Origin of the sequence: Pseudomonas sp. NFACC51 (assembly GCF_900103575.1) — a bacterium.
Taxonomy (GTDB): Bacteria; Pseudomonadota; Gammaproteobacteria; order Pseudomonadales; family Pseudomonadaceae; genus Aquipseudomonas; species Aquipseudomonas fluorescens_Q.
Genome location: NZ_FMXH01000009.1, coordinates 103,059 through 116,821 on the forward strand (window position 1 = coordinate 103,059; position 13,763 = coordinate 116,821).

The following is a 13,763-nucleotide window of genomic DNA, read 5'->3' on the forward strand; positions in this document are numbered from 1 at the left end:
TGCTGCCCCTTCAAACTCAAGATTTCAATGCTTCGGCAAGTTTCGCGATTTTGCCGCGAATCGAGCCATCGATAACCAGGTCGCCGGCGCGGATTACAACGCCCCCTATCAGGGACTTGTCTTCCTCGACTTGCAGGCGCACTTCCCGGTTGAGTCGTGCACTGAGAACCTTGGCGAGTTTGTCTTGCTGTTCTTGGTTCAATGCGAAAGCACTGGTCACTTCCACGTCTACCGACTTCTCTTGCTCGGCCTTGTACAGGTCAAAAAGAGTGGCGATCTCCGGCAGAAGCAGGAGACGGTCGTTTTCGGCAACGACGTGAATGAAATTCTGTGCCTTGGCATCGAACTTGTCGCCGCACACGTCAATGAACGTGGCGGCCTTTTCTGCGCTCGTCAGTCGCGGGGCCTTGAGCACGCGCTGCATGGTGTCGTCTTGCGACACCGCTGCAGCCAGGCCGAGCATGGCTGACCAATTGGCCAGTTGCTGGTGGGCCTGAGCGTGCTCGAAGGCCGCCTTAGCGTAAGGTCGGGCCAACGTGGTCAGTTCTGCCATGATCGCCCTCGCTTAGATTTCAGCAGCCAGTTGGTTAACCAGCTCTGCGTGCGCGTTTTGATCGATTGTGGCACCCAGGATCTTCGAAGCACCGCCAACGGCCAGAGCACCCACTTGGGCACGCAGCGCGTCTTTGACACTGTTGAGTTCCTGTTCGATCTCGGCTTGAGCCTGAGCCTTCACACGGTCAGCTTCGACGCGAGCCTGTTCACGGGCTTCGTCGACAATCTGGGTACCGCGTTTCTTGGCTTGCTCGATGATTTCAGCTGCCTGAGCTTTCGCTTCGCGCAGTTGCTGACCCACTTTCTCATGGGCCAACTCCAGGTCGCGAGCTGCACGGCTGGCAGCGTCCAGACCATCAGCGATCTTCTTTTGACGTTCGTGCAATGCCGCAATGACCGGAGGCCATACGAACTTCATGCAGAACAGTACAAAAATCAGGAACGCAACGGACTGGCCAATCAGGGTCGCATTAATGTTCACGCCAACACCTCGCAGTTACGTTGTCCATCACACCAATCTACTCGAGACATCCGAGTAATTAGCCAGCGATTTGACCAACGAACGGGTTCGCAAAGGTGAAGAACAGAGCGATACCAACACCGATCATGGTCACGGCGTCGAGCAGACCGGCCACGATGAACATTTTGACTTGCAGCATTGGAACCATTTCTGGCTGACGCGCTGCGCCTTCCAGGAACTTGCCGCCCAACAGGCCGAAACCAATTGCGGTACCCAGTGCGCCCAGGCCGATCAACAGTGCAACAGCGATAGCGGTTAGACCAACTACAGTTTCCATCTTTCCTCCCGACTTTTACGTCGTATGGTTTAGGTTTTTTAGATTAAAGCGGTAAAACAAATCGTTTCTCAGCCCGGTTCGGGCTCCTTCCCGTTTGACCGGGAAGGACATCAGACTAGTCGAGACTGGCCTTAATGGTTTTCTTCGTGCGCCATCGACAGGTAGACGATGGTCAACATCATGAAGATGAACGCCTGCAGGGTGATGATCAGGATGTGGAACACAGCCCACGCCCATTGCAGGACCACACCCAGGCCGCTGAGCCACAGCAGGCCGCTGCCGAACATCACAGCGATCAGGATGAACACCAGTTCGCCGGCATACATGTTGCCGAACAGACGCAGTGCCAGAGAAATCGGTTTGGCGATCAGGGTCACGAATTCGAGCAGGAAGTTCACCGGGATCAGCAGGGCTTGGACCAGGATGTTCTTGCTGCCGAACGGGTGCAGGGTCAGTTCGCCGATGAAGCCGCCGATGCCCTTGACCTTGATGCTATAGAAAATGATCAGTGCGAAGACCGAGAAGGCCATGCCCAGGGTCGCGTTCGGGTCGGTGGTCGACACAGCGCGGAATGGGATGTGGTGGTCACCGGAGATCAGGATGGCCAACTGAGGAATCCAGTCGACCGGTACCAGGTCGACGGCGTTCATCAGGAACACCCAGACGAAGATGGTCAGTGCCAACGGTGCGATCACCGGGCTACGGCCATGGAAGCTGTCCTTCACGCTGCCATCGACGAATTCGACCAGTACTTCAACGAAGTTCTGCAGTGCACCAGGCTGACCGGAAGTCGCCTTCTTTGCCGCCATGCGGAAAAGAAAAACGAAGATCAGACCCAATGCGACCGACCAGCCGAGGGTATCGACGTGGAAAGCCCAGAAACCCATTTCCTTGGCTTCTGCTGCGGTGTGGGCAAAGCCCCAGCCGCCGTTGGGTAGCTGACCGAAGGTCAGGTTCTGCAAGTGGTGCTGGATATAGCCCGAAGCGGTTGTCTCTGCCATGGTTGCCTCAAACGCCCTAAGGTCTCGAAAGTCTTGTTCTCATTAGCAGGGGAGCGAACCAGCTAACCAGTTGGGTCAGCACGAAGACGCTGAATACAGCCAGCGGCGCCAGTGGCTTCACACCTGCGAACGTCAATGCAAACAGCACTGCCGTCAAAATCAGTTTCCCCGCCTCGCCGGCATAAAAAGACCGGACGATAGCCTGGGCTGCTCGGGCGCCGGAAAACCGAAAGGCCCTGTGAGCGAAGTAAATATTGGGAAGCAAGGCTATCAGGCCTCCGCAAAGCCCTGAGTATCCGGCGACGACTCCTTTCCATTGCCAGAGCGCCAGTGCGGCGATCAATACAACGGCGAATTGGGCCATCAAAACCGGGAAAACTGCCAGACGATGGAACGGCAAGCGGTTTGGCGTGCGGGTTTCCATCGCTTTTGCTCTCCAATAGTCGGCCGCCATAATTCAATAACTTGGCATAATTTGTGCCGACAAAATGCGCGCAGAGTATAGGGGCGGTTCTGCCCCTATTCAACTGCCAGGTAGTGATTTCCGACTGCGCGCTACAAGAGCAATTGTTTCAGCGAATGTGTGCAAGGACGCCTTGCAGCTCATCGAGGGAGTTGTAGCCAATCACCAGTTGCCCTTTGCCCTTCTTGCCGTGGCGGATCTGCACCGCAGAGCCCAGGCGCTCGGCCAGGCGCTGTTCCAGGCGAGCGATATCAGGATCGGTTTTGGGTGCCTCGACAGGGGCCGGTTTGCCACTCAGCCACTGACGAACCAGTGCTTCAGTTTGGCGCACAGTCAGACCGCGTGCGACAACATGTCGCGCCCCTTCAACCTGTTGATTTTCCGGCAAACCGAGCAATGCACGGGCATGACCCATTTCCAGGTCGCCATGGGACAGCATGGTCTTGATGACTTCCGGCAACGCAATCAGGCGCAACAAATTGGCCACGGTCACGCGGGACTTGCCCACCGCCTCGGCAACTTGTTGCTGGGTCAGCTGGAACTCCTGCTGCAAACGTTGCAGGGCCACGGCTTCTTCAATCGGATTGAGGTCTTCGCGCTGGATGTTCTCGATCAGCGCCATGGCGATGGCGGTTTCATCCGGCACATCGCGGACCATCGCCGGAATGGTTTCCTGGCCGGCCTGCTGGCTGGCGCGCCAGCGACGTTCGCCGGCAATGATCTCGAAGCGCCCGTTGGCGATCGGCCGGACCACGATCGGCTGCATCACGCCCTGGCTCTTGATCGACTGGGCCAGTTCTTCCAGCGCCTGGGGATCCATGTCCCGGCGCGGCTGGTATTTGCCGCGCTGGATCAGGTCCAGCGGCAAGTGCTGCAACTCGCGTTGATCGACCTGTACGGCCTGCTCTTCCAGCGAACTGACAGTGGGACCACTGAGCAGTGCATCCAGTCCACGTCCGAGACCTCGTTTCTTGACGGCCATGGGGTTTCCTTAAGTTGGCTGGGCTGCAGCGGTGCGTGGATTACGGCGCTGACGGCGAACCATCTCGCCCGCCAGGGCCAGGTAGGCCAGCGCACCACGGGATTGTTTGTCGTAGGCCAGGGCCGGCATGCCGTAGCTGGGCGCTTCGGCCAGGCGGATGTTCCGCGGGATGACCGTGTCGTAGAGCTGCTCGCCGAAGTGTTCCTTGAGCTGGGCCGACACATCGTTCATCAGGCTCAGGCGCGGGTCGTACATGGTCCGCAGCAGGCCTTCGACCTTCAGGTCCGGGTTCAGCAGTTCGGCGATGCGCTTGATGTTATCCACAAGGTCGCTCAAGCCTTCCAATGCGAAATATTCGCACTGCATGGGGATAATCACCCCATCGGCCGCCACCAGGGCGTTGAGGGTCAGCATCGACAGCGACGGCGGGCAGTCGATCAGGATGTAATCGTAGTTTTCCCGGATCGGCGCCAAGGCGCTGCGCAGGCGGCTTTCCTTCATCTGCATTTCCAGCAGCACCACTTCGGCCGCCGTCAGGTCACGGTTGGCCGGCAGCAGTTGATAACCGCCGTGTTCGGAGAAGTGCATGGCCTGGCCCAGATCGCATTCGCCGATCAGGACGTCGTAGATGGAGTTTTCCAAGCCATGCTTATCCACACCGCTACCCATGGTGGCGTTGCCCTGTGGATCGAGATCGATCAACAGCACCCGGCGCTTGGTCGCGACCAGGGATGCTGCGAGGTTGATACAGGTGGTGGTCTTGCCCACACCACCCTTCTGGTTCGCTATCGCGAATACCTTAGCCATTCTTGCTTGTGTTCCCAATCATGCCGTGCGGCGCAGTATCAGCAGATGGCGTTGGCCTTGGCAACCGGGTACGGCCAAGGCGTGTTCGCTATCAAGGTGGAAGTCTGCCGGCAATGCTACCAGCTCATCGGCCGGATGAACGCCCTTCATTGCCAGCCAGCGCGTATCGGCGTCGCCCAGGTGGCGCGTCCAGTTGCTGAAGTTCTCCATGCTGCTGAACGCCCGGGAGATGATCCCGTTGAAAGGCTGTGCAGGCTGGAACGCTTCGACACGGCTGTGGATAACTTGCAGGTTATCCAGTTTGAGTTCGAGTTTGACCTGGGTCAGGAAACGAGTTTTCTTGCCGTTGCTGTCCAGGCAGGTCACTTGCGAGTCGGGAAACAGGATCGCCAGCGGGATGCCCGGCATGCCACCGCCACTGCCAACATCCAGCCAGCGACCGTTTTCGATGAAGGACATGACGCTGAGGCTGTCGAGCAAATGGCGCGAGACCATTTCATCCGGATCGCGCACGGCGGTCAGGTTGTAGGCCTTGTTCCATTTGATCAACAACGCCAGATAACCCAGCAATTGCGCGTGCTGGGCTTCGGTCAAGTTGACACCAAGCTGACGGGCACCTGTGGATAACTCTTCAGCGTGTTGCGAGGTGACCATCGAACTCAAGCGCTTTGCTCCAACTGGCGGCCCGCGCCGCGTTTTTTCAAATGAATCATCAACAGGGAAATCGCCGCTGGCGTGACGCCGGGAATGCGCGAGGCCTGGCCCAGGGTCTCTGGACGGGTCGCACCGAGCTTGCTCTGGATTTCCTTCGATAACCCGGAAATGCCGGTGTAATCGATATCCACAGGCAGCTTGGTGTCCTCACTGGCGCGCAGACGGGCGATTTCGTCTTGCTGACGGTCGATGTAACCGGCGTACTTGGTCTTGATTTCGACCTGCTCGGCCACTTGTGGATCTTCCGCCCCTTGGCCGGTCACTTCCACCAACCCGGCATAATCGATTTCCGGGCGGCTCAAGAGGTTGAGCAGGTTGTATTCGTGGGTCAGCGGCGTGCCAAATTTCGCGGCAATGGCATCGCCCTGCTCGGTACCAGGGCGAACCCAGGTGCTTTTCAGGCGCTGCTCTTCCAGTTCGATGCTCTCACGTTTCTTGCAGAACGCGGCCCAACGCACATCATCCACCAGCCCCAGCTCACGACCTTTCTCGGTCAGGCGCAGGTCGGCGTTGTCTTCGCGAAGGATCAGGCGATATTCGGCGCGGGACGTGAACATCCGATACGGTTCCTGGGTGCCCAAGGTAATCAGGTCATCCACCAGTACGCCGATGTATGCCTCATCGCGGCGTGGGCACCAGCTGTCCTTGCCCTGGGCGCGCAGTGCCGCGTTGGCACCGGCCAACAACCCTTGGGCGCCGGCCTCTTCGTAACCGGTGGTGCCGTTGATCTGCCCGGCGAAGAACAGGCCGCCAATGACCTTGGTTTCCAGGCTGTACTTCAGGTCACGCGGATCGAAGTAGTCGTACTCGATGGCGTAGCCCGGGCGAACGATGTGGGCGTTTTCCATACCGCGAATCGACTGCACGATCTGCAATTGCACATCGAACGGCAGGGAGGTTGAGATCCCGTTCGGGTACAGCTCGTGGGTCGTCAGGCCTTCCGGCTCGATGAAGACCTGGTGGCTTTCCTTGTCGGCGAAGCGATGGATCTTGTCTTCGATCGACGGGCAATAACGCGGGCCGATGCCTTCGATTTCACCGGCAGCGGAATACATCGGCGAACGGTCGAGGTTCGCCGCAATAATTTCATGGGTGCGGGCATTGGTGTGGGTGATCCAGCAACTGACTTGCCGTGGATGCTGTTCCTTGTTGCCCATGAACGACATGACCGGGACCGGCGTATCGCCAGGCTGCTCGGTCATCACCGAGAAATCCACAGACCGACCGTCGATACGCGGTGGCGTACCGGTTTTCAAGCGCCCGACACGCAACGGCAGCTCACGCAAACGATGAGCCAGAGCGATCGACGGCGGATCACCCGCGCGACCACCGGAAAAGTTCTGCAAACCAATGTGGATAAGTCCACCGAGGAATGTCCCGGTGGTCAGCACTACGGAATCGGCGAGGAAACGCAGGCCCATTTGCGTGACGACACCGCGTACCTGGTCCTGCTCGACAATCAGGTCATCCGCTGCTTGTTGAAATATCCACAGGTTCGGCTGGTTTTCCAGGATTTCGCGGACAGCGGCCTTGTACAGGATTCGGTCGGCCTGGGCGCGAGTAGCGCGCACGGCTGGGCCTTTGCGGCTGTTCAATACGCGAAACTGAATACCACCTTTATCGGTGGCCATGGCCATCGCGCCGCCTAGGGCATCGATTTCCTTGACCAGGTGGCTCTTGCCAATCCCACCAATGGCAGGGTTGCAACTCATGGCACCGAGGGTTTCCACGTTATGCGTCAGCAACAGGGTTCTTGCCCCCATGCGTGCTGATGCAAGTGCTGCCTCGGTACCGGCATGACCGCCGCCGATGACGATCACTTCAAAACGGGAAGGGAAATCCACCACGCACCTCGTGCCTGCTTAATTCAGGTAATTCGGAAATAGGTCTTGAGCCTGGCCAGAGCGTTTTTCGAGCCAGGTCGGCAAGTATAGGGACTTCCCCTTTCCTAAAGAACCCTTTGCACAAAATTTAACCAGCTGTGGAAAACTCGCGGTTAAAGAAATTAAAAAGAAAGAAATTTATAAAACCTTTGTTTTTATGTTTATTCTTACTGAGCCTCCTATTTGTGGATAACATTACACAGGCCTTTATTTTCAATGTGTACAGAGATTCAAAACCCTGTGGTCAGGTGGCAATGAGGGGGTTGGATAACCGGTGTAAGCCTGTGGATGAATGGGCCTTTTATCCACAGAGGCGGTTATCTTCAGATTTGAGGGGGGTTTATCAACCGACCCCAGTGGCAGTTATTCACAGGGCTTAATCCACAGAAAACCGCCGCGATGGATCACCGCAGCGTCCACAGGCAAGCCGCCATCAATGGCAATCGTTTCAAAAATAGAGAGGAGGAACCGGGTTTGCGTTGGACTCGAGAGGCTTCGAGGACAAACCCGGTTTGAAAAGCGGGGTTATTTACCGATGCAGAAGCTGGAAAAGATCCGCCCCAACAGGTCATCGGAGCTGAAGGCGCCGGTAATTTCCCCAAGGGAATGTTGGGCCTGGCGAAGGTCTTCGGCCAACAACTCACCCGCCCCCGCCAAGGTCAACTGCGCGCGACCGTGTTCCAGGGCGGCGCTGGCATGGCGCAAGGCTTCAAGATGCCGCCGGCGGGCGCTGAAGCTGCTTTCCGAGGTCTGCTCATAGCCCATGCAGGCCTTGAGGTGTTCACGCAGCAGTTCCAGGCCTTCACCCGCCGCCTTTGCGCTCAGGCTGATCGTCACATGGCCGTCGTTGCTGACCTCAAGGACAATCGCTTCCCCGGTCAGGTCGGCCTTGTTACGGATCAAGGTGACTTTCGCGGGATCCGGGCGGACTTCGAGGAATTCAGGCCACAAGGCAAATGGATCGTCCGCTTCCGGTGCGGTTGCATCCACCACCAGCAGGACCCGGTCGGCTTCACCGATGGCCTTGAGCGCCCGCTCAACGCCGATTTTTTCCACCCGGTCATCAGTGTCGCGCAAACCTGCGGTATCCACGACGTGCAGTGGCATGCCATCGATGTGGATATGTTCACGCAGGATGTCCCGAGTGGTGCCGGCGATCTCGGTGACAATCGCCGCCTCGCGCCCGGCCAGGGCATTCAACAGGCTGGACTTGCCGGCATTCGGCCGCCCAGCGATCACCACGGTCATCCCATCGCGCAACAAGGCACCCTGCCCGGCTTCGCGCAGTACGGTGGATAACTCATCGCGCACTTTATCCAGCATGCTCAGCACGTGGCCATCGGCTAAGAAGTCGATTTCCTCTTCCGGGAAATCAATCGCGGCCTCGACGTAAATCCGCAGGCCGATCAATTGTTCGGTGAGGTTATGCACACGCTGGGAAAACGCACCCTGCAAGGATCGCAATGCGTTGCGGGCCGCCTGTGCAGAACTGGCTTCGATCAAATCGGCGATCGCCTCGGCCTGGGCCAGGTCGAGCTTGTCGTTGAGGAATGCCCGTTCACTGAACTCGCCCGGCCGGGCCAGGCGACAGCCCAGCTCCAGGCAACGCTTGAGCAGCATGTCCAGCACGATGGGGCCGCCGTGCCCTTGCAGTTCCAGTACGTCTTCGCCGGTGAACGAATTCGGCCCCGGGAAATACAAGGCCAGCCCCTCGTCGAGGACCTGCTGGTCATCACTGAAAAACGGACCGTAATGAGCAAACCGCGGTTTGAGTTCACGACCGCTGATTGCCCTGGCCGCGACACTGGCCAAGGGCCCCGAAATACGGACGATGCCGACACCGCCGCGACCTTGGGCGGTGGCAACGGCGGCAATGGTTTCACGCGGTGCGCTCATAAACCGGTATCCAGACAAAAGTGGCAGATAGCAAAACGCCCCACTAGGGGGCGTTTTGTGTGGTTATCCACAGAGCAAGTTACGCCTCGGCTTTTTTCGCAGCCGCTTCGATCTTACGCGTGATGTACCACTGCTGGGTAATGGACAACACGTTGTTCACAACCCAGTACAGCACCAGACCCGCCGGGAACCACAGGAAGAAGAAGGTGAAGATGATTGGCATCATTTTCATCACCTTCGCCTGCATCGGGTCCGGAGGCGTCGGGTTCAACTGCTGCTGGATGAACATGGTCGCGCCCATGATGATCGGCAGGATGAAGAACGGATCCTTGATCGACAGGTCGGTAATCCACAGCATGAACGGTGCCTGGCGCATCTCCACGCTTTCCAGCAGCACCCAGTACAGCGCCAGGAACACAGGCATTTGTACAAGAATCGGCAAGCAACCACCCAACGGGTTGATCTTCTCTTTCTTGTACAGCTCCATCATGGCCTGGGACATTTTCTGCCGGTCATCGCCATGTTGTTCTTTCAGGGCCGCCAGTTTCGGGGCCACTGCGCGCATGCGAGCCATGGATTTGTAGCTGGCGGCCGACAACGGGAAGAAAATCCCCTTGATCAGCATGGTCAGGAAAATGATCGACCAACCCCAGTTACCGACGATGCTGTGGATATGTTGCAGCAGCCAGAAGATCGGCTGGGCAATGAACCACAGGAAACCGTAGTCCACGGTCAATTCCAGGCCTGGGGACAACTCTTTCAGTACCGCCTGGCTTTTAGGACCGGCGTACAGAATGGCACTGGTTTCGACTTTTGCACCTGGCGCGGCGGTCAATGCCGGGCCGGTGTAGCCGACGATGTAGTTGCCTTTGCCGTCTTTACGCGTCTGGACGACGTTGTTTTCGCCCTTCTGCGGGATCCAGGCAGTTACAAAATAGTGCTGCAGCCAGGCAACCCAGCCACCTTGAACGGTTTCCTTGATCTGGCCCTTGTCCATGTCCTTCATGGACACTTTCTTGTAAGGCTCCGAACTTGTCCACAGGGCGGCGCCCAGGTAAGTCGCGGTGCCGGTGGCCGTGCTGGAGGAAGGATCGTCGCTGGCGTCACGCTTGAGTTGCGCAAACATCGCGCCGGACCAAGGCTGGGCGCTCTGGTTGTCGATCAGGTAAGAGACGGTTACGTCATACAGGCCACGTTTCAAGGTGAAACGCTTGATGTAGTTGACGCCATCCTTGCTGAACTTCAGGTCGACAACCAGTTGGTCCTGACCGTCAGCCAGTTGATAAGTCTTCTTCTCGGCGGAGTAGACCGGGCGACCGGCCGGGCTCGAATCCGGGCCGTTGGTACCGATCAGGCCACTTTGGGCCAGATAGGTGCGCTCGTTACCGTTGTCGAACAACTGGAACGGGATTTCCGGATGATCCTGGCGACGTGGATACAGCGGCAGCTTCAGCTGGGCGACGTCACCACCTTGTGGATCGATTGCCAGCTCGAGCACGTCCGTCTTGATCTGGATGAGATCTTTGCTTACGGCCACCGGGGCTTCGGCGGGAGCGCTGGTATCGCTTGCCGCGCGCGGGATGTCGTCATTGCTGGCAGCATTGTTGCCAACTGGGACATCCGGCAGGCTCGGTGCGGTATTGCTGGCTGCAACATTCTGAGTCGGCAGGGCAGCCTGGCCATAGTCCTGGTTCCATTTAAGGACCATGACGTAGGACACGATTGCCAGGGCGACGATCAGGATCGTGCGTTTGATATCCATGATTACTCGGCCATCGAAGAAGAACGGGAGGTAGGGATAGGCGGAACCGGGTCATAACCGCCGGGATTCCACGGATGACAGCGACCTAAACGACGAAAGGTCAGCCAGCCACCGCGCAGTAGGCCATGATTTTCTATGGCTTCGTACGCGTAGCAGGAACAACTGGGGTAGAAACGACAGTGACTGGCCATCAAAGGACTAATGGCATAGCGGTAAAACTGGATCGGAACGAGTGCCAGTTTACGCATCGGGACTGTCTACCCCTACAGTTTCGGTGTTGACTGCTGGTACTGGCTTGTTGCGGGCCAGACGTTTCCAGAGCTTGCCGAAATGCTGAATCAATTCGGGGTTTTCTACGTCACCCAAACCTTTGCGCGCGACGATAACAATGTCCCATCCAACCAGTGAATCCTGGTTCAGGCGAAACGATTCGCGCATCAGACGTTTGAGGCGATTGCGCTGAACAGAGAGCTTGACGCTCTTTTTCCCGATAACCAGCCCTAGTCGGGGGTGATCGAGATCGTTACTGCGCGCAAGGAGCAGGAGATTTTTCCCCGGAACCTTGCCGGTAGGGGAGTCAAAGACTGCCTTGAAATGCCGGGGTGTAAGCAGACGCTTTTCCCGACTGAAGTCCTGACTCACCTCCAGTGCCGGATTATCAAACTGCCAGACGCGCACGACCTTTGGCGCGACGACGCGACAGGACGGCACGACCGTTCTTGGTAGCCATGCGAGCACGGAAACCGTGGGTACGAGCGCGTTTGATAGTGCTTGGTTGGAAAGTACGTTTCATGTCGTGTTACCTGGTTCGTCCACAACGGGCCGGAATGGCCCCCGTTTTAAGAGACCGGGGATTCTAGAGAAAGCAAGCCTCTAGGTCAATTTCCAACCAGCGTTTCCTTTAAATAGATATCCGGACGCTTGGGCGGATTCATCACACGACGCTAGATATAGAAATAAAGAAGGGAATTATTTAAAGCTTTTCTGTAAAGCTTATAAAAGCAAGGCCGCCACCTGTCTGTGGATAACCATGCTCAGGCCTTGTAGCACGCCATGTACAGAGAATGACAACTACAGGGGAAAGCAGTGGCCAGCCTGTGCTGCGCTGTCGGATAAGCTGTGTGTGGAAAGCCATGTTATCCACAGGCCGGTTATCCACCGACTTTCGCCCCCACTTGTGCAACGACCTCAGGCCGGGTTATCCACAGAGCTTATCCACTGACCGCCCGTCGTCTTTCTCGCGGTTAACGCATTGATAAATCATGGGCGATCAGCAAGCTGCATGTGGATAAGTGGGCGTCTGCTCGCTACAATGGCCGCTTGTTTTTGCCTCACCGGCTTTCAACTTAGGGGATATCCGTGTCAGTGGAACTTTGGCAGCAGTGCGTGGAGCTTTTGCGCGATGAGCTGCCTGCCCAACAATTCAACACTTGGATCCGTCCACTACAGGTCGAAGCCGAAGGCGACGAGTTGCGTGTCTATGCACCGAACCGTTTCGTTCTCGACTGGGTCAACGAAAAGTACCTGGGCCGGGTCATGGAACTGCTCGACGAGCATGGCAATGGCATGGCGCCTGCGTTGTCCTTATTAATAGGCAGCAAGCGCAGCTCGGCACCGCGCGCCGCACCCAATGCGCCGCTGGCCGCCGCAGCGTCACAGGCCCAGCAGGCTGCAACGGCACCGGTTAACAACCATGCCGCCCCGGCACCCGCGCCTGCCCCGAGCAAACGCAGCGCACAAAAGGTCGCCGAGGTCAGCGAAGAGCCCTCGCGGGACAGCTTCGACCCGATGGCCGGTGCCAGCTCCCAGCAGGCGCCGGTGCGTGCCGAACAGCGCACCGTCCAGGTCGAAGGTGCGCTCAAGCACACCAGCTACCTGAATCGGACCTTTACCTTCGAGAATTTCGTCGAAGGTAAATCCAACCAACTGGCTCGCGCTGCGGCCTGGCAGGTCGCGGATAACCCCAAGCATGGCTACAACCCGCTGTTCCTTTATGGTGGTGTAGGCTTGGGTAAGACCCACTTGATGCATGCGGTGGGCAACCACCTATTAAAGAAGAACCCGAATGCCAAGGTCGTGTACCTGCATTCCGAGCGTTTCGTGGCCGACATGGTCAAGGCGCTGCAGCTGAACGCGATCAACGAGTTCAAGCGTTTCTACCGTTCGGTGGACGCTCTGCTGATCGACGATATTCAGTTCTTCGCCCGCAAGGAACGTTCCCAGGAAGAGTTTTTCCACACCTTCAACGCATTGCTTGAAGGCGGGCAGCAGGTCATTCTCACCAGTGACCGCTACCCGAAAGAAATCGAAGGCCTTGAAGAACGTCTCAAGTCGCGTTTCGGCTGGGGCCTGACGGTGGCCGTCGAGCCGCCCGAGCTGGAAACCCGGGTCGCGATCCTGATGAAGAAAGCCGACCAGGCCAAGGTCGAGCTGCCTCACGACGCCGCGTTCTTCATCGCCCAGCGTATCCGCTCCAACGTGCGTGAGCTCGAAGGTGCCCTCAAGCGGGTGATCGCTCACTCGCACTTCATGGGCCGCGACATCACCATCGAGTTGATTCGCGAATCCTTGAAGGACTTGTTGGCGCTTCAGGACAAATTGGTTTCTGTGGATAACATTCAGCGAACCGTTGCGGAATACTACAAAATCAAGATTTCCGACCTGCTGTCCAAACGCCGTTCGCGTTCGGTAGCACGTCCGCGTCAGGTGGCCATGGCCCTGTCCAAGGAACTGACCAACCACAGCCTGCCGGAAATCGGCGATGTGTTTGGCGGACGCGACCACACCACCGTGCTGCACGCCTGCCGCAAGATCAACGAACTTAAGGAATCCGACGCGGACATCCGCGAGGACTACAAGAACCTGCTGCGTACACTGACCACTTGATGACCACCAGCGCAGCT

General features: G+C 57.7%; 15 protein-coding genes. 1 reads left to right on the plus strand and 14 read right to left on the minus strand.

Going from position 1 to position 13,763, the window contains the following annotated elements; translation table 11 throughout:
* Positions 1–16: 16 nt before the first annotated feature.
* From BLT00_RS18885 to rpmH, 14 genes are all read right to left on the minus strand, one after another.
* Complete coding sequence (locus tag BLT00_RS18885; RefSeq protein WP_003207094.1) at positions 17–553, minus strand: F0F1 ATP synthase subunit delta; 537 nt, start codon at positions 551–553, stop codon at positions 17–19.
* 12 nt (positions 554–565) lie between these two features.
* Entirely contained in the window at positions 566–1,036 is a 471-nt protein-coding gene (locus BLT00_RS18890) for a F0F1 ATP synthase subunit B (protein ID WP_003187193.1), read from the minus strand.
* 58 nt (positions 1,037–1,094) lie between these two features.
* Entirely contained in the window at positions 1,095–1,352 is a 258-nt protein-coding gene (gene atpE, locus BLT00_RS18895; RefSeq protein ID WP_003097235.1) for a F0F1 ATP synthase subunit C, read from the minus strand.
* A 131-nt stretch (positions 1,353–1,483) separates the two neighbouring features.
* Positions 1,484–2,353, minus strand: coding sequence for a F0F1 ATP synthase subunit A (gene atpB / locus BLT00_RS18900; protein WP_092147515.1), 870 nt, complete (start codon positions 2,351–2,353; stop codon positions 1,484–1,486).
* A gap of 16 nt (positions 2,354–2,369) precedes the next feature.
* Positions 2,370–2,777, minus strand: a complete 408-nt coding sequence (locus BLT00_RS18905; protein WP_063323658.1) for a F0F1 ATP synthase subunit I — start codon at positions 2,775–2,777, stop codon at positions 2,370–2,372.
* A gap of 148 nt (positions 2,778–2,925) precedes the next feature.
* Positions 2,926–3,798 carry a ParB/RepB/Spo0J family partition protein gene (locus BLT00_RS18910; protein ID WP_003207098.1) on the minus strand — a complete coding sequence of 291 codons (873 nt, stop codon included), beginning with the start codon at positions 3,796–3,798 and terminating at the stop codon, positions 2,926–2,928.
* A gap of 9 nt (positions 3,799–3,807) precedes the next feature.
* The gene (locus BLT00_RS18915) at positions 3,808–4,605 is read right to left on the minus strand and encodes a ParA family protein (RefSeq protein ID WP_003207100.1); all 798 of its coding nucleotides are present in this window, start codon (positions 4,603–4,605) and stop codon (positions 3,808–3,810) included.
* Between the two features lie 18 nt (positions 4,606–4,623).
* Entirely contained in the window at positions 4,624–5,259 is a 636-nt protein-coding gene (gene rsmG / locus BLT00_RS18920; RefSeq protein WP_170845928.1) for a 16S rRNA (guanine(527)-N(7))-methyltransferase RsmG, read from the minus strand.
* Between the two features lie 5 nt (positions 5,260–5,264).
* Positions 5,265–7,163: a tRNA uridine-5-carboxymethylaminomethyl(34) synthesis enzyme MnmG gene (gene mnmG, locus BLT00_RS18925; protein WP_092147512.1), complete on the minus strand. Its 1,899-nt coding sequence runs from the start codon at positions 7,161–7,163 to the stop codon at positions 5,265–5,267.
* Between the two features lie 564 nt (positions 7,164–7,727).
* Positions 7,728–9,098, minus strand: coding sequence for a tRNA uridine-5-carboxymethylaminomethyl(34) synthesis GTPase MnmE (mnmE, locus tag BLT00_RS18935; protein ID WP_092147509.1), 1,371 nt, complete (start codon positions 9,096–9,098; stop codon positions 7,728–7,730).
* A gap of 79 nt (positions 9,099–9,177) precedes the next feature.
* The gene (yidC, locus tag BLT00_RS18940; protein WP_092147506.1) at positions 9,178–10,860 is read right to left on the minus strand and encodes a membrane protein insertase YidC; all 1,683 of its coding nucleotides are present in this window, start codon (positions 10,858–10,860) and stop codon (positions 9,178–9,180) included.
* Between the two features lie 2 nt (positions 10,861–10,862).
* On the minus strand, positions 10,863–11,108 hold the full coding sequence (gene yidD, locus BLT00_RS18945) for a membrane protein insertion efficiency factor YidD (RefSeq protein ID WP_010465488.1): 246 nt from the start codon (positions 11,106–11,108) through the stop codon (positions 10,863–10,865).
* Entirely contained in the window at positions 11,101–11,502 is a 402-nt protein-coding gene (gene rnpA, locus BLT00_RS18950; protein ID WP_003207107.1) for a ribonuclease P protein component, read from the minus strand. Before rnpA ends, yidD begins: the two co-directional genes overlap by 8 nt.
* 16 nt (positions 11,503–11,518) lie before the next feature.
* Positions 11,519–11,653, minus strand: a complete 135-nt coding sequence (gene rpmH, locus BLT00_RS18955) for a 50S ribosomal protein L34 (protein WP_003213577.1) — start codon at positions 11,651–11,653, stop codon at positions 11,519–11,521.
* Positions 11,654–12,219: 566 nt separating this feature from the next.
* Between rpmH and dnaA the strand changes: the two genes are divergently transcribed.
* Positions 12,220–13,746 carry a chromosomal replication initiator protein DnaA gene (dnaA, locus tag BLT00_RS18960; protein ID WP_092147503.1) on the plus strand — a complete coding sequence of 509 codons (1,527 nt, stop codon included), beginning with the start codon at positions 12,220–12,222 and terminating at the stop codon, positions 13,744–13,746.
* Positions 13,747–13,763: the final 17 nt, after the last annotated feature.

Coding starts and splice junctions, on each gene's coding strand:
- BLT00_RS18885 (WP_003207094.1), bottom strand. CDS start 553: ATGGCAGAACTGACCACGTTGGCCCGACCTTACGCTAAGGCGGCCTTC.
- atpE (WP_003097235.1), bottom strand. CDS start 1,352: ATGGAAACTGTAGTTGGTCTAACCGCTATCGCTGTTGCACTGTTGATC.
- atpB (WP_092147515.1), bottom strand. CDS start 2,353: ATGGCAGAGACAACCGCTTCGGGCTATATCCAGCACCACTTGCAGAAC.
- BLT00_RS18905 (WP_063323658.1), bottom strand. CDS start 2,777: ATGGAAACCCGCACGCCAAACCGCTTGCCGTTCCATCGTCTGGCAGTT.
- BLT00_RS18910 (WP_003207098.1), bottom strand. CDS start 3,798: ATGGCCGTCAAGAAACGAGGTCTCGGACGTGGACTGGATGCACTGCTC.
- BLT00_RS18915 (WP_003207100.1), bottom strand. CDS start 4,605: ATGGCTAAGGTATTCGCGATAGCGAACCAGAAGGGTGGTGTGGGCAAG.
- rsmG (WP_170845928.1), bottom strand. CDS start 5,259: ATGGTCACCTCGCAACACGCTGAAGAGTTATCCACAGGTGCCCGTCAG.
- mnmE (WP_092147509.1), bottom strand. CDS start 9,098: ATGAGCGCACCGCGTGAAACCATTGCCGCCGTTGCCACCGCCCAAGGT.
- yidC (WP_092147506.1), bottom strand. CDS start 10,860: ATGGATATCAAACGCACGATCCTGATCGTCGCCCTGGCAATCGTGTCC.
- yidD (WP_010465488.1), bottom strand. CDS start 11,108: ATGCGTAAACTGGCACTCGTTCCGATCCAGTTTTACCGCTATGCCATT.
- rpmH (WP_003213577.1), bottom strand. CDS start 11,653: ATGAAACGTACTTTCCAACCAAGCACTATCAAACGCGCTCGTACCCAC.